The 20,341-nt window shown below is 39.7% G+C and carries 18 protein-coding genes; 6 read left to right on the top strand and 12 right to left on the bottom strand.

Annotation, left to right across the window (positions count from 1 at the left end):
• Positions 1–801: 801 nt before the first annotated feature.
• From MKZ25_RS03090 to csaB, 3 genes are read left to right on the top strand one after another with little or no spacing between them, the layout of a single operon-like run.
• Positions 802–1,533: a WecB/TagA/CpsF family glycosyltransferase gene (locus tag MKZ25_RS03090; protein ID WP_340800089.1), complete on the top strand. Its 732-nt coding sequence runs from the start codon at positions 802–804 to the stop codon at positions 1,531–1,533.
• Positions 1,534–1,537: 4 nt separating this feature from the next.
• Entirely contained in the window at positions 1,538–5,044 is a 3,507-nt protein-coding gene (locus tag MKZ25_RS03085) for a DUF5693 family protein (protein ID WP_340800088.1), read from the top strand.
• Positions 5,044–6,123 (top strand): polysaccharide pyruvyl transferase CsaB, encoded by a 1,080-nt coding sequence (gene csaB / locus MKZ25_RS03080; RefSeq protein ID WP_340800087.1) that lies wholly within the window; start codon positions 5,044–5,046, stop codon positions 6,121–6,123. The genes MKZ25_RS03085 and csaB overlap by 1 nt, the downstream gene beginning before the upstream one ends.
• A 200-nt stretch (positions 6,124–6,323) precedes the next feature.
• Here the strand turns inward: csaB and MKZ25_RS03075 are convergent, their stop codons facing one another.
• Positions 6,324–6,803 carry an IDEAL domain-containing protein gene (locus MKZ25_RS03075; protein WP_340800086.1) on the bottom strand — a complete coding sequence of 160 codons (480 nt, stop codon included), beginning with the start codon at positions 6,801–6,803 and terminating at the stop codon, positions 6,324–6,326.
• A gap of 247 nt (positions 6,804–7,050) precedes the next feature.
• Between MKZ25_RS03075 and MKZ25_RS03070 the strand changes: the two genes are divergently transcribed.
• On the top strand, positions 7,051–8,625 hold the full coding sequence (locus MKZ25_RS03070) for an SWIM zinc finger family protein (protein WP_340800085.1): 1,575 nt from the start codon (positions 7,051–7,053) through the stop codon (positions 8,623–8,625).
• Positions 8,626–8,788: 163 nt separating this feature from the next.
• Positions 8,789–11,557: a DEAD/DEAH box helicase gene (locus MKZ25_RS03065; RefSeq protein WP_340802962.1), complete on the top strand. Its 2,769-nt coding sequence runs from the start codon at positions 8,789–8,791 to the stop codon at positions 11,555–11,557.
• Positions 11,558–11,726: 169 nt separating this feature from the next.
• Here MKZ25_RS03065 and MKZ25_RS03060 read toward each other — a convergent pair whose 3' ends face one another.
• A complete protein-coding gene (locus MKZ25_RS03060; RefSeq protein WP_340800084.1) occupies positions 11,727–12,137 on the bottom strand; it encodes a single-stranded DNA-binding protein in 411 nt (136 codons plus the stop codon).
• Positions 12,138–12,391: 254 nt separating this feature from the next.
• Here MKZ25_RS03060 and MKZ25_RS03055 point away from each other — a divergent pair, with 254 nt between their 5' ends.
• Complete coding sequence (locus MKZ25_RS03055; RefSeq protein WP_340800083.1) at positions 12,392–12,817, top strand: YwpF-like family protein; 426 nt, start codon at positions 12,392–12,394, stop codon at positions 12,815–12,817.
• A gap of 359 nt (positions 12,818–13,176) precedes the next feature.
• On the opposite strand, the gene MKZ25_RS03050 is transcribed toward MKZ25_RS03055, so the two are convergent.
• The 10 genes from MKZ25_RS03050 to spoIID form a co-directional block, all read right to left on the bottom strand.
• Entirely contained in the window at positions 13,177–13,554 is a 378-nt protein-coding gene (locus tag MKZ25_RS03050) for a hypothetical protein (protein ID WP_340800082.1), read from the bottom strand.
• 101 nt (positions 13,555–13,655) lie between these two features.
• Complete coding sequence (locus MKZ25_RS03045; protein WP_340800081.1) at positions 13,656–14,039, bottom strand: hypothetical protein; 384 nt, start codon at positions 14,037–14,039, stop codon at positions 13,656–13,658.
• A 243-nt stretch (positions 14,040–14,282) separates the two neighbouring features.
• Positions 14,283–14,720 (bottom strand): 3-hydroxyacyl-ACP dehydratase FabZ, encoded by a 438-nt coding sequence (gene fabZ / locus MKZ25_RS03040; protein ID WP_340800080.1) that lies wholly within the window; start codon positions 14,718–14,720, stop codon positions 14,283–14,285.
• Positions 14,721–14,913: 193 nt separating this feature from the next.
• Positions 14,914–15,204 (bottom strand): DNA-directed RNA polymerase subunit beta, encoded by a 291-nt coding sequence (locus MKZ25_RS03035; RefSeq protein ID WP_340800079.1) that lies wholly within the window; start codon positions 15,202–15,204, stop codon positions 14,914–14,916.
• Between the two features lie 29 nt (positions 15,205–15,233).
• Positions 15,234–16,073, bottom strand: a complete 840-nt coding sequence (locus MKZ25_RS03030) for a flagellar hook-basal body protein (RefSeq protein WP_340800078.1) — start codon at positions 16,071–16,073, stop codon at positions 15,234–15,236.
• Between the two features lie 96 nt (positions 16,074–16,169).
• Entirely contained in the window at positions 16,170–17,012 is an 843-nt protein-coding gene (locus MKZ25_RS03025; protein WP_340800077.1) for a flagellar hook-basal body protein, read from the bottom strand.
• A gap of 70 nt (positions 17,013–17,082) precedes the next feature.
• Entirely contained in the window at positions 17,083–18,075 is a 993-nt protein-coding gene (locus MKZ25_RS03020) for a rod shape-determining protein (protein ID WP_340800076.1), read from the bottom strand.
• 191 nt (positions 18,076–18,266) lie between these two features.
• Positions 18,267–18,533 (bottom strand): sporulation transcriptional regulator SpoIIID, encoded by a 267-nt coding sequence (locus MKZ25_RS03015; protein WP_008404436.1) that lies wholly within the window; start codon positions 18,531–18,533, stop codon positions 18,267–18,269.
• Between the two features lie 157 nt (positions 18,534–18,690).
• Positions 18,691–19,344, bottom strand: coding sequence for a M23 family metallopeptidase (locus tag MKZ25_RS03010; RefSeq protein WP_340800075.1), 654 nt, complete (start codon positions 19,342–19,344; stop codon positions 18,691–18,693).
• Positions 19,345–19,393: 49 nt separating this feature from the next.
• Positions 19,394–20,212 (bottom strand): stage II sporulation protein D, encoded by an 819-nt coding sequence (gene spoIID, locus MKZ25_RS03005; RefSeq protein WP_340800074.1) that lies wholly within the window; start codon positions 20,210–20,212, stop codon positions 19,394–19,396.
• Positions 20,213–20,341: the final 129 nt, after the last annotated feature.

Here is a 20,341-nt window from a genome sequence, read left to right as displayed (position 1 = left end):
GGGGTAACAGGCTTTTTTACTAAATGTTCATAAATTGGTACGTAATGTATCAATTTACACATTTAATTACTTCAATAATATATCATCTATTAAATTGGAAAACAAGGTTAATATTCTTGAATTATCCAACTCAACCAATTGCTTTGACTAGAGAATGTCCAAAATTTGTAAAATTATTTAACAAATCCATTACAAAAGTAATTATTTATCGAAATTTTCAAGATATTAATTTTGTAAATCTTCTAGCAAATTTGATATATTTCAATCCTTTTATTACATTTATAATGGTTATATATCAAAAATATGACATTAAAATAGTCTTTTAATTTTCCAACTGTTTTTTTTATTTATAACTGATTTTCCTAAATCGATTTCCTCCGTTGGAAATAACACCATTATTTACCCACATTTTACCTCATCCAGTAATCAAATTGTTAATAATGTAATTTGATTGTAATATTGCTTTGCGAATGTTTTTTCTTCCTGCTTATTCGCGTTCTTTTTTTCATTTCTACTATTTAAATAGTAGAACCTTTCTCTTCGGGTTTCGTCCTAACGGTTATTACAGATCATTTGTTGCCTAATAGGGGTCACTTTCTCCAATATTTTTGTGGTATGATAAAGTGAAACTTCAATCAGTGGACTCCCCTACTGCTTGTTGGCTTTCACCACTCGAAACTTTACTGGCAAGTCGGGCTTCTCGTTTAGTCCTGTCCCTGAGGATTTGCTCTCGGTACAGGTAAATGTTTGTCTGTGAATTGGCAGTAAAAGCACTTCTTATAGAAAGGTTGTCAATACAATATGAAACATGTAGAAATTATGGGGGTACCCTTTTTACATATAAATCAAACTAATTTCGTAAAGCTGCTCGTGGATCGGGCTGCACAAAAGGAAAAAACCTTTGTTATTACGGCTAATCCTGAAATTGTCATGCGGGCAAATGAAGAACCGCAATTAATGACTTATATAAAGGAAGCGAATTATATTTGTGCCGATGGGATTGGCGTTGTAAAAGCGGCTTCATTGCTGGGCGAGGATTTGCCTGGACGTGTAACCGGTTATGATACAATGGTCGAACTCTTAAAAATCGGTCAGGAAAAGCGTTACAAAGTGTATTTACTCGGGGCGCAACCGGAAACTCTTGAAAAAACAGTCGCAAATATTGAGCGGGATTACCCGAATGTTGAAATTGTTGGTTATCACGACGGTTTCTTTGATTGGGAAAATAATACGATTGCTGAAGAAGCAGCCGCGCTTGAGCCTGATTTCATCTTTATCGCGTTAGGTGTACCGCGTCAGGAAAAATGGATTTCCGAAAACATGGACAAGTTCTCACATGGGGTGTTCATGGGCATCGGCGGGTCATTTGATGTTATTGCAGGAACGGTGAAGCGTGCGCCGGTCATTTGGCAAAAGCTGAATATTGAATGGCTCTACCGCCTACTGAACCAGCCGAGCCGTTGGAAGCGTATGCTCGTGCTGCCTCAGTTTGCCTTAAAAGTGCTTACTCTAAAGCGTAAAGGACAACGATAAGCCTATGAGCCAATCAACGTTAGTAAAAAGTACGCTTATTTTAACGGTTGCCACATTGCTGTCCAAAATCTTAGGCAGCATTTTCCGTGTGCCGCTGCAAAATATTGCCGGTGATGAAGTACTCGGGATTTTCAGCCTTGTGTATCCTGTCTATATGGTAGCCTTGTATTTATCGGTCGCAGGGATTCCTCTGGCGATTTCAAAACTGATTGCTGAGGCGAATTCAAAAAATACGCCACAGCAAATTCATAAAATTTATATTACAGCGAGTATTTTAGCGCTGTGCTTTGGACTATTCAGCTTTACCGTCATTTTTAGCTTCTCGCATGTTTTGGCAGATGCGCTTGGCGGTCCATCGACGCGCTTTGCATTGATTATCGTCGCATTGACACTATTGGTTGCTCCGTATATGGCGGTATACCGTGGCTTTTTCCAAGGTTACGGAGATATGCGCCCTACTGCAGTATCCCAGGTTGTCGAGCAGCTGATCCGTGCTGTGCTTATTATCGTTGCCGCATATGTACTTGTAAAAATGGACCTGTCAACAGAAGTCATCGCAGGTGGTGTGATGATCGGTTCGGTTATAGGAGCACTTGCTTCACTGCTTTATTTACGCATAAAATACCGTCGTTCCCCTTACAAGGTGGTAGCAACTGAGAAATATGAACCAGGCCGTGACTTCCCTGACTGGGGCCGTACGATTTTAAAAATCTCGATTCCGATTGCGATTGGTTCGGTGACGATGGCATTGTTTAACTTTGTCGACTCGTTTACCGCAACGTATGCTTTAAAACAAATGGGTGTTACCGCACAACAGGAAATCAACTATTTGTACGGTCTTTATGGACGAGGCATGACGCTCGTGCAAATTACCACAGTGTTTGCGTCCTCAATAATTTTACCGCTCGTGCCGTTAATAACGACAAAGCTTGTACAAAATGATTTAGAAGGTACACGTAACGTCATTGAGCAAACATACCGCATGACACACTTGATTACATGGCCTGCAGCGTTAGGATTAGTTGCACTTACATTGCCACTGAATTTAGCCCTTTATACCAACTTAGAAGGGAGTATGATGCTGGCAATCATCAGTGCAAGTGCCGCTTTTACCTCTCTGACACTTGTGAGTACTGGTGTGCTCCAAGGGATGAGCGCGGCAAGAGTTGCTGCCATTATCATTATAGGTGGGGTACTGTTAAAAATCGTGCTCAACATCGTACTCATCTCACAATTTGGGCTTGAGGGTGCAGCTTGGTCGACATTAATCGTCTATGCCGTTGTGTTTATCGTGAATACTCTTGTCATTCTACGTAAAATGCGATTCTCTGCGTTAAACGGAATGACCGTAAAGATTATACTTTCTTCTATTATAATGGCATTGGCAGTTGGTCTTCCTACGCTGTGGCTCGATGTTGCAAGCTGGGGGCGATTGTTCGCACTAGGTTATGCCCTGCTCGCAATTGGTGTCGGCGGCATTATTTATGCGGCGCTGTTATGGGGTCTCGGTGCGCTTCATCCGGACGATGTCAAACGAATCCCTGTCATCGGGAAAAAACTACACATTAAAAAGAGGGAGTCGAAAAACTCTATGAAAATTAAGCAGTCCTGGCTTTGGACATTAATTGTTCTTCTTTTACTAGCGGCTTCTATCGGCGTAATCAACCGCTGGAATGTAGAACAAGGCAACAATGTCTATGAAGTCATTATTCCCTATGAGGAAATATTAATTACATCAAATGAAAGTGGTCTCTCCGTTGATGAGGTACTCGGACAATTGAAAGAGGCCGGTTTATCGACTGTCAGTATAAGTCCAGTTACATTAACTGATTTAGAAAAACAGAGCATTGTAACAATTTTTGAGGAAAATGAACTAGCAGCGCAGCTGTACTTTACACCTTACCGTAATAGTGTGGATGTGAAAAATAAAGGCTACTATATTTCTGTGCCGGAAGATGCTTATTACCAGCGTTTTATTACGGACATAATCGATGTAGAGGAAGTGACATTCGGTGATCAGCCGTTTTATTTCCTCCCGAGTTCGGATGAATTTTATGATGATCAAACACCGCTTGGCTATGATGAACAAACGCTTGCTGCCATTAATCGTCATGAGTTATCGCATGTATTCCGTGTAACAAATGCAGTAATGGATGAGGTAAATGGTGCGCTTGTCAATCAACTTGTCGACCTTAAAACCGATTCAACAGCAGGTCTGCTAGGTTTAGGAACAGAGGCATTGGGCTTTGGGCAAGTATCACAGCCCAAATTTGTACAAAAGCTGGACGATGCTGGCTACTACTTCTATTTAATAGAAGGAAGCCAGCTGAAGGGTGAACTTCCAATGGCCCGTCAGCATCAATACAATGCGGTCCGTTTAATTAGTATCGATGTGAATAAGAATTCGAAGTACGCATCTTTACAAATGTCACTGGACGCTTCAGTACGTGCAATTAAAGAACGTAACATTCGATCGATTTTCTACCATATTAAAACGACTGGCGATTCAACGGAAAACCTGGAGCTCGCGGTTGATTACTTGCAAGAAGTACATGAGCGTATGCCGGCTTCTTTTGCAGCTGGTGCTCCTATGCCATTCGACAAAATTGATGTGCCTTCCTGGTCGAAATTACTGCTGTTTTTAGCAGGTGTGGTATTCACCTATTTAATGGTTGGTTTAACTTCATGCAGACCATTGCAGTATGTAGCAGCTGTGGTAATGCTGGCATTAGCAGCAGGTTATTTTGTTCTTGACCGTCTTGTGTTTGTACAGGCGTTTGCATTAGTTATCGCTGTATTGACGCCGATTTATGCGGTTATGTCTTCAAAGAAAGGCTCGAACAGTCTTGTTAAAATTGCCGCCCTTTATTTAAAGGCAGTCGCGATTAGCTTTGTTGGGATTTTTATTGTCGTTGGCTTATTAAACGGCAATGGATTCATAACTGGATTTGAAGCTTTCCGTGGTGTAAAACTTGTATACATTATTCCGATTGCGGGTGTCGTTGTTTTAGTAATCATGTCCATGTACCGCATTACCGCTAGCGGCTACAAGCATGCGCTCTCTCGCTCAGTGAAAATAATGAATACCGAAGTGCGTTACTGGCATTTAATTTTATTCGTTGTTGTAGCGGCAATTGGCCTTTTCTACATTAGTCGTACAGGTAACGCTGGTACAGCAAGCGCCTTGGAGCTTTCGATTCGTCAGTGGCTTGAAGATACACTATATGTGCGCCCGCGTACGAAAGAATTTTTAATCGGCTTCCCTATTTTCGTTGTAGCACTTTATGCGATGTCGGTAAATCGTAAGCTTGGACATATATTACTTGTACCGGCAGTTATTGGTTTCTTATCGGTAATGAATACATTTACACATCTTCATATCCCGCTGTCTGCCTCACTTTTACGTACGGCGTATAGTGTGATACTTGGCTTTGTCATTGGCGTTATTTTTATCTATGTGTTTAAAGTAATTTATAAATATATAATAAAATGGATTGCGAGGTGGTCGTAATGCATATCGTACTTTCAGGTTATTACGGATTTGACAATGTTGGTGACGAGGCAATTTTACTGTCTATTATTACCGCCCTCCGCAAAGAACAGCCGGATGTTGAAATTACGGTGCTTTCCAACAATCCTGATACTACTTCTAAAACGTATGGGGTAGCAGCGGTCAATCGTTGGAAGATCAAAGAGATTTCTAAAGTATTAAAAACTGCGGATGGTCTGATTAGCGGTGGCGGCAGTTTACTGCAGGATCAGACAGGAATGAAAACAATTCCTTACTATTGCCTAATCATGCGATTGGCTAAGTTTCATAAAACTCCGGTATTCATTTACGCACAAGGAATGGGTCCTATCCGTCATCCATTAAGCCGCAAGCTGACAAAGTATACATTGAACCGGGTAGATCGTGTAACATTACGTGACGAAGCATCAAAAGAGCTGCTTAATGAAATCGGTGTGAAGCAGGCAATGTCCCTTGTGCCGGATCCGGTTATCGGCTTAGATTCTTCCACGTTTCGTAGTGAGTGGCTGGAGCGTCAAGCCTTTGCAGCTGATGGTTATCTTTCTGTCAGTATACGTGACTGGCCTTCAGAAGTTAACTTTATGCAAAAAGTTGCGGACGGGTTGGATTTGCTGGCTGAAGCGGGACATACAATTGTATTTGTGCCGATGCACGATATCCATGATGAAAAATCATCGTACAAGCTTGTAAAAATGATGAAACAAAAGAGCATTGTGGCTCCAGGGAATTTGTCGATTGAAGAGAAGGTTGCCATTATCGGAAAATCGGATTTATTGATTGGGATGCGTCTGCACTCGCTCATCTTTTCCGCAATCGAAGCAACACCATTCATCGCCCTTTCCTACGATCCGAAAATCGATGCCTTTGCAGAAATTGCAGAGCAGCCAAATCTCGGACATGTGGAGCAGGATGATTGGAATGGCGAGGAGCTGTTTAAGCAGGCATCAGCTATGCTCGCTGACCGTGCTGACCTGTCTATCAAGTTGCGCACACAGATAAAGGGACTGCAAACAGCAGCTCAACAGACTGCGGTGTTGGCATTGGAGACGTTCCGTAAATAAGGTAGCTGATAAGAACTTTAAAAGTGCTGTTTTCTCAGTTTAACTGGGAGACAGTGCTTTTTACTTTTGTACAAGATTGCGTAGATTACTCAAAGCAAATGAGAACGTATTTTTTGCCTTCTTCCTCACTTGAAAATAATAAAAAAATCCTGATAGCTCCAATGTTCGGGCTAACAGGATTCAATCGAAGTCTTGACGATTCACGATGCGTAGCCTCCAGCTAATTTCGCCTTTTCTGCCATGAGATCATGGAATAAAGCTTCATTACGCGACTCGAGAGCATCATCGATTAAACGGGATAAATTATGCTCTTCAAGCGTACGAACAATGCTTTCTACTTCTTCGTTAACTTCTTGCACAAGTTCATTTTGCGAAGGTTTTACTTTATCAGAAACGTTTTCAATGATTGGCAATAAATATTCATGGACGTTCGATACAAGCAGGAGCTGATAAAGCGGGAGACGGACAAAGCGATTGCCTCGTTGGAATACAAAAACTTCGGATAAGTTTTCTACTTGCATTGAATTTAAGTCCACAATTATTTCCTTACCTTCAATCGGGATGAAGTGAAATACTTCCTCCTCTTTTGTAATCGAAAAATATTGATAGGCAAACACTAATCGTAATTTCGTGCCTGTCATTTTTGTATAAAAGGGTTTCATAAATTCAACCTGGATCATTGGAATTCCTCCTTTACTGTTTTTTTACCATTACTCAATTACTGACACGTTCAATATCCAATCTGACACTTGAATAAATTATATTTACTTATAGTTTCCCCATACTTTCGACATTTCAAACTCCCAAGGATAAATTATTATGTTAAAGTTTAATCTATTCTCTTTTCCATACCGCTTTGAACTGATTCGTATTATAATGAAAGGAACGACTTTTTTTGACTTTAATACTGAGGAGGAAAAAAACGCTTTGAGTTTAACGTTTTCTGAAATTGCACATGCTCATAAAGATTTTATTCAACATACATTAACATCGTTTGAAGACCAGCTCCATCCCTCTAATGAGGATGATGCAGAGCTTGTGACCCGTGCCATGTTCACGGTACGAAACCAAGCAATTAAGCCGCCTTATTATTCGAAATTTGGCCAGTTTTTAGTTTGCCAAATTCAAGATGCAACTACGGCGGAAATATCTATTAATTTTGAACAAAAGACAATTACATGCAGCTGCCCAAATAAAGCTGTGTGCCGCCATAAGCTTGCCGTAATTTTAAAACTATCGCAATACTTTATTTCACTGCAGCGGTGGGTATCGATTTGGCGGTCAAAAAAATCGACTTCCCTGAATTCCTTGGCAACGGAGCGCAGTCCGGAAAACTGGCAAAGGATGGTCGATGAAGTGCTCCAGTATGCGATCAAAGGAACACAACCAATTGAACCGTATGTGCTTGGTACGCTACAGGAGAGCATACGTCAAAAAGTTCAGCGGCATCGTCCATATGAGCAAGAATGGCAAGATCTTTTTAGTTTGTTTGTGGAAGTGGCGATTATCAAACGTTTCTTACTACATGCTGTAAAAACAAAAATAGATATGAAGCATCATTATTCACAAATCTTTTTAGATAATACGTTGAGTCGAATTCAACGTTCGATTGATTCACTAAGTAAAATGACGCGACTGTTTGCAACCGAGCCTTTTTTTGATGCGCTCCAACAACAAGTTCGCGATATATTATTAATAGAAAAAGGTGCCAGCACTTTTCGATTAAACCTTTACTTACAATTTTGGACTAAGCTTTTCGGGGAAAATAAAAGGATAACAACGGAAATGGCCATACTAGAACAACTTGAAAACCATGAATCAGATATTGATTTAAAAGTTGTTCACACGATTTTCTATATATTAATGAAGAAAGATACTCAGTTAGTAGCTGCGGTCGAGGAAATGCATGAACAAAATATTGAAAGCTATATAGAAGTTAGCAAATTTGCATTACAAAAAGGTTTTATTGATGAAGCAACCCTTATTTTAAAAAAGGCCCTACCTCTTATACAGCCTGTTGTGCAAGAACTTCTTCAACCTGTACAGCGCCAAAAATTCACACGAAAGCTCGATCAATTGTATGAACAAATTACACTAACCGAGGAAGAAGAGTTGATGTTATATGGGTCATTTGGAAGATATGGTCTCGAATCATTTTCCAATTTTTTATTGCGCCAGCAACGATATGAGCAATGGGTTGCACTCCACCAACTTTATTCTTCATCCATTCCATATTTAGATCAAGCTGGCTTAAAAGAAGTGGTTGCCCATGCACCGGAGACCGCACTCCCTCTCTATCACTTCTACGCGATGGAAGAAATTCAGCAAAAATCGCGTCAAAACTATAGACAAGCAGTACGTATTTGGCGCGCCATGAAGACAGCTTCGAAAAAAGCAGGAAAGCTCGATTATTTTATAAATTATATGGAAGCTGTGCAGCAACAATACAAACGTTTGCGTGCATTACAAGAAGAAATCAATAAAAGTAACTTGCTTACTTAGTATATGCTCGTTCAGCGAATATTGAAGACACCCTAGACTTTATTTAAATTAAGAAAACCGCAACTTGCGGCAACATATAAGTGCCCCTATTTATGTGGCCCAAAAACCCAACCATGGTTATGCAAAAACATAATTGTGCCAGGAGGAGGTGACCTTGCGATTTATGCGCAACGAAACAATGCATTATTTATTTCAATCAAAACAACCCTTTTTAAAGGTATTCCGTATACAAATATCTCCAATTCGTCCGGGTTATTTCCGGCTAACTGCCTATACAAAAGACGATTTAATTATACCGACTGCAGGTTGGGTACCGACTTTATTTTTTAAGTTTGAACGAAACTTTTATGGTTTACACACATCATTGGAAGAACGGGACCTGATCATTTCAGCTTCACATTTACTTGATGTGCTCTCACCTTCCTATCGCCATCCGCTTTTAGATTTTGTAGCGTTTGATGAAGATACAGATATTTTTTTCAAAACATTACAAGAAACTTTACCATTATGGAATGATGAGACTCTTTGGCAGCAAGCAACGGTTAACGAGCAAGGATTTTCCTTTTCTCATGACTTGCTGCAATTTGCGGTCGAACAAAAGCTTACAGATGCAGGTCTCTCTAAAGAGGATACGCTGGCCCTTATTCCATTTTTCCAAAATGGGGGCTGGCCGATGCAAACCTCACATATTTTTGATGGAGTCAAGATGGCGTTACGATTAAGTGAGCCAGAAGAAAATGAGGATCACTGGCTTTTAGAAACCGTACTTATCAGTCCAACATCTGCCAAGCATTGGACACCTGCTACATCTAAACGTAAACTTCCAGTCGCTGAAGCATTGCCTAAAAAATGGGTCAACCTGGCAGATGAAATTGTGCAGCTTCAACAGCAAATAGTGGAGTTAATTCAATTAAATGCAGAAAGCAGCCACTTTATTCATATGACCTTCAATGATTTAGAAGTTCGTGAATTTTTGCGTCAAGAGCTAAGCAAATTACAGGCAATTGGTTTTGAAGTCATTTTACCTGCATGGCTGAAAGAGTTAAAGCAGTCAAAAATGCGTGTACGTGTAAGTGCCAATAATCAATCTACACGCAGTGTCGCTGGGTTGGATGATCTTTTAACATTCAAATGGCAGTTTTCCATGAATGGAGAAGAAGTTTCAGCTGAAGCATTCAAAAAACTTGTCGATGAAAAACGCGAATTTGTTCGTATCGGTACAGAATGGTTTCGAATTGATGCCGAGTGGCTAAAAGAAATGCGTGAATTAATGGAACAAGCACAGGAAGAAAATTGGACAGTACGTGACTTATTATTCCGTGAGCTCCCTGAAACATTGACTGCTCCACTGGAAGACAATGACGAAGAGGATGCTGAACGTGATGATCCATTGTTTGCATTTGAAATGCAGCAATCTCTTCAAACTTATTTGGAACAGCTGCAAAATAAAAAAGGTTTACCGAAAGTAACTGTGCCAGCCAAGCTTCACGCTGAGTTACGCCCTTACCAGCAGGAAGGGTTCGAATGGCTTGTATTCATGCGTGATCAGAAATTTGGTGCATGTTTAGCAGATGATATGGGCCTCGGTAAAACCATTCAGCTCATAACGTATATATTGCATACAGTCAATGTGTTGCAAATCGATAAGCCGACATTAATTGTGTGTCCTACATCGGTTGTCGGCAACTGGCAAAAGGAGCTGACACGTTTTGCACCTGATTTACATGTCTATACACATTATGGCCCACGTCGTTTAAAAGAAGAAGATTTAACAAATTTTGTTGCAAACCAACGTCCTCATGTTATTTTATCGACATACGGAACAGTCACTCAGGATGCAGATGTATTACAGTTAATTGAATGGTCAACTGTAGCTTTAGATGAAGCTCAAAATATAAAAAACATGCAGACGCTGCAATCGCGCGCCATTCGAAAATTAAAAGGGGAGCATCATATTGCATTGACCGGCACCCCTGTTGAAAATCGACTTTCGGAACTATGGGCAATTTTTGATTTTATTCATAAAGGTTATTTAGGTAGCATTGGAAAGTTCTCTGAGCAATTTATACTACCGATTGAGCGCAATGAATCCGAAGCACATAAACGGGTACTGCGAACAAAAATCAGACCTTTTTTATTGCGTCGCTCCAAACGAGATCCGGATCTTCAATTAAACTTGCCGGATAAGCAAGAATCACATGTATTTTGTGCATTGTCTACAGAACAAGCTGCACTGTATGAAGGCTATATTCAGGATACACTCGCTACACTTGAACAGTTGACAGGTTTTGAAAAAAAAGGACGCATACTGAAAATGCTTAATAAATTAAAACAGTTATGTAACCACCCTGCTCTATACTTAAAGGAACCATTTGATGATGCGAAGATGATGATAAATCGTTCCGTAAAACTTAAACGAATTATCGAAATGACGAAGGAAGTCATTGATAGTGGTGAGCAATGCTTAATTTTCACGCAATACATTGGTATGGGTAACCTGATTCAACACTGTTTATCGGAACTTTATGATGTAGATGCCCCATTCTTAACCGGAAGTATGCCAAAGCATCAGCGTGATCGTTTAGTTGACGGGTTTCAGGCAGGAGAGTTCCCGGTATTTTTACTATCGTTAAAAGCTGGCGGAACTGGACTTAATCTAACAGCGGCAACACATGTTTTACATGCCGATCGATGGTGGAACCCTGCTGTAGAAAATCAGGCGACAGACCGTGCTTACCGTATCGGACAAACTCGATTTGTTCAAGTGCATAAGTTCGTGACAATTGGTACTGTTGAAGAAAAAATCGATAAAATGATTGCCTTGAAATCAACTCTATCCGAAGAGTTGATTCAGTCGAGTAAATGGCTGACAGAGCTCGATGATAGTGAACTAATGGACTTACTCGTTTTGGATACGAGCCAGTTGAAATAAAAGAAAGAGTCTACTTTTACGCCATGAAGTAGACTCTTTTAATGCTTACTTCACTACTTTATTCAGTTAATATAGGATTTTACGGGAAAGAATAATTACTACTGTGCGGTCAAAACAGCAGTTTTTGAGCTATACACCCCCTATATACCTTTTTGCCTGGATATAACGGTTAGAATTGTTTTACATATTCAGTTTCATGTTCGGGTAGTACAAAATCTTTGGAAATCGGAGGAGCCGTTGCGGCTAATTCTGCTTTATTCGGGGCTTTTAATATATAAAATCTCACATCTTCAACATAAACTTCCATCGTATATACTTTTTGATTGTCACGATTTGTATATGTTCTCGATTGCAGTCGCCCTTTAATACCAATCAGCGATCCTTTTCCGCAATATTTGGCAATCAATTCAGCCGTTTTTCCCCATGCGCTGCATTGTATAAAATCAGCATCAATTGTTCCTTCACTATTTTTAAATGTGCGATTAACCGCCAATACAAAACTCGTTTGTATGCGTCCTTCTGATAGTTGTCTTATGTTCGCATCTTTCGTTGTGCGTCCCACTAGCCCAACATGATTCATTCATTGACCTCCTTTCTTTGAAATTACCTATAGCATAGCGGATACCTCACTTTTTGACAAAGTCAGAAAATGACGATTTCCCCTAAAAGACAATACCTAAAAAGTCAATTTGGCATAGTATAATTTCCTGTAATATTATAAAATAGTTTATCATGCCTTAATTTAGCGTGATTTTTTCCCTTGGTTGAAAATGACAGTTTTGCATATTTTTATATGTTATACTTTTATTACCGTTTACTAGGGGGGATGGATTGTTGAAAACCTTTAAAATGCTTGCTTTTGATTTATTACTTGATCGGGGAGTTAAAAAAATCCCCTTAATCGATGGCATTATTATTAATCAGGAAAATAGTCATCAAACATGGGTGCTAGAGCTTTATACATCCGCAGAATATGAAGATTTTTTCAATGAGTTCATTAAAGCTGAGAAACTACTCGAGGCCCGGGTCATCATATCATTGCCCGATAATGAACCTGCACCATTTGCCGTTGTCGTTCATTCTATTACAAAAGTAGACGATAAAATTTCAGTGCTCATTAAGGGAAGATTAAAATCGCAGCGAAAAAAATATGCTGAGCAATTGTTGGCCCAATTATTAGAGGAAGGTTTGAGCAATGCAGAGCTTCTTGCAGCATTCGAGAAAGGTATGCGAGACCGTAAACTGTTAAAAGAACAATAATAAAAAGTCTGGCACTCGAAATTAACAATCGAATGCCAGATTTTTTGAATTAGGGTCACTTTGTTTTTTCGGCTTATTCATTCGGGCGAAAAGTAGTTTTTCATCTACTGTTTCACCGTAATTCTCCAATTCCGCCGTGTTTGTCCCGACTTTTCAAATGTTGTATATTCAAAGTGGAGGTGAGGTGAATACTTAAATCTCTGTCTTCTTTCAACTGATTCCCCGCTTAATCAAAATAAATACTCATTTTTTCATCTCCTATCATTCCCCTTCCCACCTCGCTCTCCTTCATTTTTCTCTAATTCCTGTTCCACTACGCAAAAAAATCAGTGCTCATAAATGAACACTGATTTTTTCTGTTAGTGATTATCGACGTGATCTTTATCTTTTCGATCAGCTTGGTCTTCAATGATATCTTCCTGGTTAACGGATGGTGCACCAGGTGCTGTTGCGCCATTTTCGCCATTTGGACCACTTGAACCATTCGGCACATTTGAGTTCTGATTGTTATCAATCGTACTCTCATTTGTCTGCCCATTGTTGCCATTTTGACCGTTTGGATCGACTGTATCTACTGTGTCGTCAATAACGTCACGCGTGTCATCCATTACATCATTGGCCCCATTTTCGACATCGTTTCCTAAATTGTCATCTCCAGCGTTGTCATTTGTGTTACACGCTGAGAGAAATAACAGCGAACCAAGCGAAAGTGCGACAAGCAGTGCTGATTTTCGCATAAAAAATTCCCTCCCTTCCCATCTACAATCATGTGATCACTTCATGTGATCGTACATAGATTGCCCGGGAAAAGAAGGATCTATCCTAAAAAAAAGTGCGGTTATTTCAATTTATCTTTTAAGAGCTGTTCAACATAAGCGGCTTCTGATTTACAGTCGAATTTGTAATTTGTACCTAATTTTTTCTGCAATTTGGCAATCTCCGTCTTTTGCTTTTCAGTTGGCTCCTCATTTAAAATTTTTGTAATGACCTCATCCATTTTTTTAGCAATTTCCTCATGAAATTCACTGCTCAATAAAATGTCTGTCGGTATTTTTTCTATCCATGCAGCATTTTCCTTGAAATAGTTTTGCCAGATGACCATATAGTCTTCCATTGAAAATTTATCTTCATCCCAACCAATGCTTGCTAAATATGCTTCAAACGAAGTTGAGATCGAACGTGTAATACTAATTTTTACTCCTGAAGACAGTTGTTTATACATCTATTTTAAAACCTCCTACGTTTAAAGCCAAAGTTCACTCATTGTTAACATTCATAAAAGATTCCATGAATGGACATCTTGATTCAGCTTGGTACACCTTTAAAACGTCCTTTTAAATCTTTTAACTTGCCGACTTCCTAGAAACTTCCCTCACAGGAACAGCTTCTGGAGAATTATGTCGAAAAAATAAACTTTCTTCAACCTTTATATTTTATAATCTTTGAGTGATAAATGCAAATCGGATTATTTTGGCTGTTCAGGTCCAATTGCAAATAAAATCTCGCATTCACAAACTAGCTCGCCGTCCACTGTCGCAATACCGCGGCCTTTCCCCATTTGCCCGCGCAACTTCAAAAATTCCACTTCAAGCTTCAATTGATCGCCCGGTACGACTTGACGCTTGAAACGGCAATTATCAATCCCTGTTAAAAATACAAGACGTCCTTTGTATTCAGATGCTTTTAATAATGCCACACCACCTACTTGCGCAAGTGCCTCGACAATCAGGACACCCGGCATTACTGGATAGCCAGGAAAATGCCCATTAAAAAATTCTTCGTTAATCGATACATTTTTCAATCCAAGTGCGCGCTTTCCTTCTTCGATTTCAAGAATGCGATCAACTAATAGAAATGGATAGCGATGTGGTAATATATTTTGAATTTGCTCTGCGTTTAACATGAAAAAATCCCCCTTGTTTCCTCTATAATATTATGTATATAATCGTTTATTTTTATGTATGTTCTGGTAAAGCGATGCAAATATTGGAGAAAGAGCCTGGAATCAGCCGGCTTTTAGCTCCAAATCCGTTAAAAAATTAGATTTTGCTTCTTCACTGTAAAGGGATTGTTCGGAAAATACTCCGACAATCCCTCTACTCTTTACCATTTATAATATCGAGAAGATGCTGCCATGTTTCCCACTTTAAAACATCCGATGCTGCCCCGTCTCCAATAACGCTGTAACCAACAACCAGCCCTACAATTACCGCTACTAAAAATAATAGAATTACGATTAATATACGTAGCCAGATCGGAATCAGTCGAAGCCGAACCTTACCAACCGTCTGATCCGTTGGCGGCTCTGAAACGTTCTTTTGGCTGCGTCTCGTCTTTTTGGCTGCAGGCTCTTTTTGTTCGATCTGTCTCTCTAACTCTTTCGTCATAAAACTTCTCCCTTAACAATGTGGCACGTTTAGCGAATACCGTTAATTAACCCAAGCATTTGATCTGCAATTGTAATCGCACGTGTATTAAATTGATATGAACGCTGTGCTTGAATTAAATTTGTCATCTCTTTTGATACATCCACATTCGACATTTCAAGTGCACCTTTTTGAATGCCCACTTGACGATTGGCCCCTTGCAGATCTGTCAGTACTTGCGCTTGTGTGAAACCAAGTGCATCCAGGTTCTCCGGTAAGCCGATATATGTCCCGCCCTGCAGTTTTTCCATTACGTTTGGTTTTTGAAGTTCAGAAATCCCCAACTGGAATTTTAGCGGTGCACCATTTTCATAGCTTGCCACTAACGAACCGTCTGAATCCATCGTAAAGCCTGTTACATCATCCGGGAATGTGATTGGCTGTCCATCTGCATTGGCCACTTGATATCCCTCACTAGTTACGAGTGAAAGAATACCTGGTTCGGTCTGTGATACATAAAAGCTGCCGTTACGAGTGTAGGCGGTTTGTACGTCGCCTTCCCCATTTTGCATTAACACGTTAAAATACTGGTTCTTTGTTGTTAAGGCAAAGTCCAGATCACGGTTAGTTACTTCCAGTGAGCCCTGTGTCTGATTGGATTGGATTAATCCGATCTGTGCACCTGCACCATAACGGATACCTACGGGTGTATCGCGGACAGTGCGGTCTAATTCATCATTATTGAACTGCTGATACAGCATTTCCGTAAAATTTGCCTGCTGTGCTTTATAGCCTGTTGTATTGCTGTTTGCGATATTTGTACTGATTGTGTCTAATTGATGCTGTAGTTGAGATAATGTATTTGTCGCACTCACCATTGTACGTAACATTTCCCGCACCTCCTTAATTATACGAAAATTCGACAGTTAATGAAAATAATCGCTATAGGTTAGAAATGATTTCCATTATTATTCTAATGCAAGTAATTAATTAACTCGTCCAATTTCATTTACTGCTTTTTCCATGCTCTTATCGTATGCCTGAAGCACTTTTTGGTTTGCTTCAAATGCGCGGTATGCAGTCAATAGATCTGTCATTGCTTTAGAAGCATCAACATTGGAGCCTTCTAAATATTGCTGTTGCATCGAAAACTGTACATTTTCCTGACCATAGGCAGATGGAAGATCGATGCCATCCAATGTATTAAATAACCCATTATCACGCTTTACAAGTACGTCCGGATTTTCGGAAAATGCCACACCTAATGTGCCGATCTGTACATCATTTCCGTCAAAAATCGCCCCATCTGAACTGATGCGGATATTATCGTTATCAAACTGCAGGCGTTCCCCATTCCCATCCAATACGAACAGTCCTTGAGGGTTTACTAAGTTACCCTGCCCGTCCAGCGTGAAATTCCCGTTACGTGTATAGCTTTCTGTTCCAGATTCATTTTCTAAGCGGAAGAAAATTTGTCCGGAATTTCCAGATGTTTCGTCAGTAGGCATCGTACTGTTGATCAATGCGATATCTGTATTTAAACCTGTTGAATAAATCTGACCCTGTGCTTGGTTTGGCATTGTTTCCTGTAGATAAACACCTGCATTCACCGCACCAACCGGATTAAGATTCTTTACTTGAAACCCGTTTTGTGTCGGAATTGTTGTCGAATTCACAGCTGACATCAACATATCCGGAAAAGAACGAATTGTCGTTTGATCTGATTTAAAACCAGGTGTATTGGCATTCGCCATATTATTCGTTAAAATTTCTGTTTTACGTTGTTGTGCAACCATTCCTGTAGCTACTGTATAAAAACCTTTAAACACTCAATTCACCTCTAATTGTGCCGTATTTATCATTTATCGGCAAAAAACTGATATTTATAAGTAATATAATTTATTTATTTATCGCGCGATCGATATTATCCAGCATGATTCCAGTCCCAACTGCCACACAATCCATTGGGTTTTCCGCCACGAATACAGGTACTTTCAGCTCTTCGATTAACAGCTGATCAATGCCATGCAATAACGCACCGCCACCTGTTAAAATAACGCCTCGATCGATGATGTCAGCCGATAATTCAGGTGGTGTTTTTTCCAGTACGTCTTTTGCTGCCTGTACAATCAAACTAACTGATTCATGCAATGCGTGCTCAATCTCTTCCGAATTGATTTCGATTGTTCTTGGCAAGCCCGTAACCATATCACGGCCACGGATATCCATTGTATCGTCGCGTCCGCCAGGGAACACTGTACCGATTGTTGTTTTAATATTTTCCGCTGTACGTTCGCCGATCAGCAGCTTGTATTCTTTCTTTATGTATTGCAATATATCATTATCGAATACATCACCAGCAACTTTAATCGATTCGCTCGTTACGATATCACCCATTGATAATACTGCTACATCCGTTGTACCTCCACCGATATCAACGACCATATTACCGCTTGGCTGGAAAATATCCATACCTGCGCCGATTGCTGCTACTTTAGGCTCCTCTTCCAAATAAACCTTTTTGCCGCCTGATTTTTCAGCTGCTTCACGAATTGCTTTTTGCTCTACCGAAGTAATATTCGTCGGACAGCAAATTAAAATACGGGGCTTTGATAAGAAACCTTTAACGTCCAATTTATTGATAAAATGTTTTAGCATCGCTTCTGTTACATCAAAATCCGCAATCACACCATCCTTTAATGGACGAATCGCGATAATATTTCCCGGAGTACGTCCCACCATTTGACGTGCCTCTTCACCGACTGCCAACACTTTATTTGTCTTTTTATCGATTGCTACTACAGATGGCTCATTCAAAACAATCCCTTTGCCTTTTAAATGAATCAGAACATTTGCAGTACCTAAATCAATCCCAATATCTTTAGAAAACATGTTTCGTAATTCTCCTTCCGCCCATTTGAACATGTATACGATTCTATATCTGTCTATCTTAGTTATTTTATCATATACAGTTTTGAATTACACCAATATTGTGGGAAGGATTTTCCTTTATAATGGATTATAATGGTAAAAACCTACATTAATTTTCACTAAAAAAAGCATTTAGTTGTTATAAAAACAGACTAAATGCTTTTTTCCTGTTGCTTTGTAATCCACTTTTTACGTGTTGCTTCACCACCGCGTAAATGGCGAATCGATTTGTTATAGGTTAAAACTTGTTGTACTTGTAGCGCAAGTGGTTCATTCACTTGTTTTAGCCGCTCTGTCAAATCTTTGTGTACAGTACTTTTAGAGAATCCCGTCATTTTCGCGAGTGCACGCACGGTTTCACCTGTCTCTACCAACAGTTCACCCAAACGAACGCAGCGTTGCCGAATATGTTCGTGCACGTCCTCTCCCTCTCTACTTCTAATCTAAAGAGCCTTGCTGCCTTGCTTCTTAATATTTCACCTTATGTGAGCAGGCTCTTAATTATTCGAAGTAGAGTGAAGGATTCGTTGTTAACTTACTAAAAATATATCCGAATTCATCCATTTTGCTAAGTAATCAAAAGGATAAATATTTGTTCGGATCCACCAGTACACCATCTTCCAATACTTCAAAGTGTAAATGAACGCCAATGTTTGGATTCCATTCATTTTCCTGTGAAGTAGCAAGCTGATCTCCTTGTGAAACTTGATCGCCTTGTTTTACAAGAATATCTGCCACGGAGTTATAGCGTGTTTGCATACCATTTTGGTGTGTAATTGTAATGCTGTTGCCTGTAAATGCATCCATTTTTACTTCTGTCACTTCACCGCTCATTGCTGCAACAACTTCAAATGGCTCGCTGTTAATTGCGATAGAGACCCCTGTAGATGTTGTGAACACTTGATTAAATACAAGCAGTGAGTTTTCACGTGTTGCTTCATCTTTTGAGACGTCATAAAAATCCTGTAAAATCGTTACTTCATTTAAGTATTCTTCTTTGAACGGGTACTTCAAATTTTCCGTAACAGTCGCTGTTGTTGGAACAATCGACTGATCGGATGGTGCAGAAACTTCTTCCATTAGTTCCTGTTCGTTCTGACTTTCGAACAATGCATTAAAACTAAAAATAACGGCCACAATCATTACTGCCATACCACCGTATACAGCCGGCCAAAACCACCGTCTTTGCATAACTGGTTTCTGAGAAGGCTTTTGTTTAACTTCTCTCATATTCATCACCTCAAATGGAAGTGTGTACAAGAAATTGGAAAGTTAAACATTATTTTTTACAATAATTTATCGATTTTATTGTTGTCGATGGATAGTAATGAGCAAGGATCTTTTCCGCCGTTAAACCGTCCTGTGCCATCGTATTTGCCCCATATTGGCTCATCCCTACCCCATGCCCGTATCCATAAGTTTTAATTGCAATACCGGCAGCTGTCGGTTCCCATGTGAAATTCGTCGACCGCAAGTTTAAAAGTGTACGCACTTCCCTGCCCGACCATGTTTTTTTATGAATGGTAATTTGCTCAATGCGGCCCGTGTCATTTCGCTGTAACTTTGCATTTTGAAGCTGGGCCTTCGAGAAATTTTGTTTGAGTTTTTTATTTAACTCTGCAAATGTATACATTGTTTGTTCTTGATTTAACTGTTCCGGCGAAGTGGTTGCTGTTAAGTAGGGAATCGGATTTCCGCTATAGTTTTCAGCTGACTCGGTATATTGAAAGGATGATGCATGAAACATGGCTGTAATCAATTCATCATTATAGGTAAGAATTTGGTTGGCTGTTTGTTTGACGGCGTCTGTTATTTTTTCTTCATTTTCAGCAAAGGTGGTCTTCCATTTTTCTTCCCGCAATTCCTGATCATTGTAAACTTGATGGGCTGTTGTTGTAAGAATCGGTTTTTTCCCGTAATCGGTCTGCCTCAATACATAAGTTCGGGAGGCAATTGCCTGGGCTTTTAATGCTTCCATATGAAAACTTGCAGGCATTTCCCCTGCAATTACACCAATTAAATAGTCTTCGATTGGAACTGTAGTATTATTCATCTTGATAAATAATGGACAAGAAGTAGATTCTGGTGGTTCAGGCATGGAGGTTTGTTTCTTAGATATTAAAGTGAACGGGACTAAAAACAATAGGACGCAGATGATAAAGTATAGGATAATTTTTTTCATGAAACAGTATATGAACGTATGAGAAGAATATGAGTTCATTTTGGA

Source organism: Solibacillus sp. FSL W7-1464, assembly GCF_038004425.1.
Taxonomy (GTDB): domain Bacteria; phylum Bacillota; class Bacilli; order Bacillales_A; family Planococcaceae; genus Solibacillus.
The sequence above is the reverse complement of the archived record's forward strand: the minus strand, read 5'-3'. Positions and strand labels throughout refer to the sequence as shown.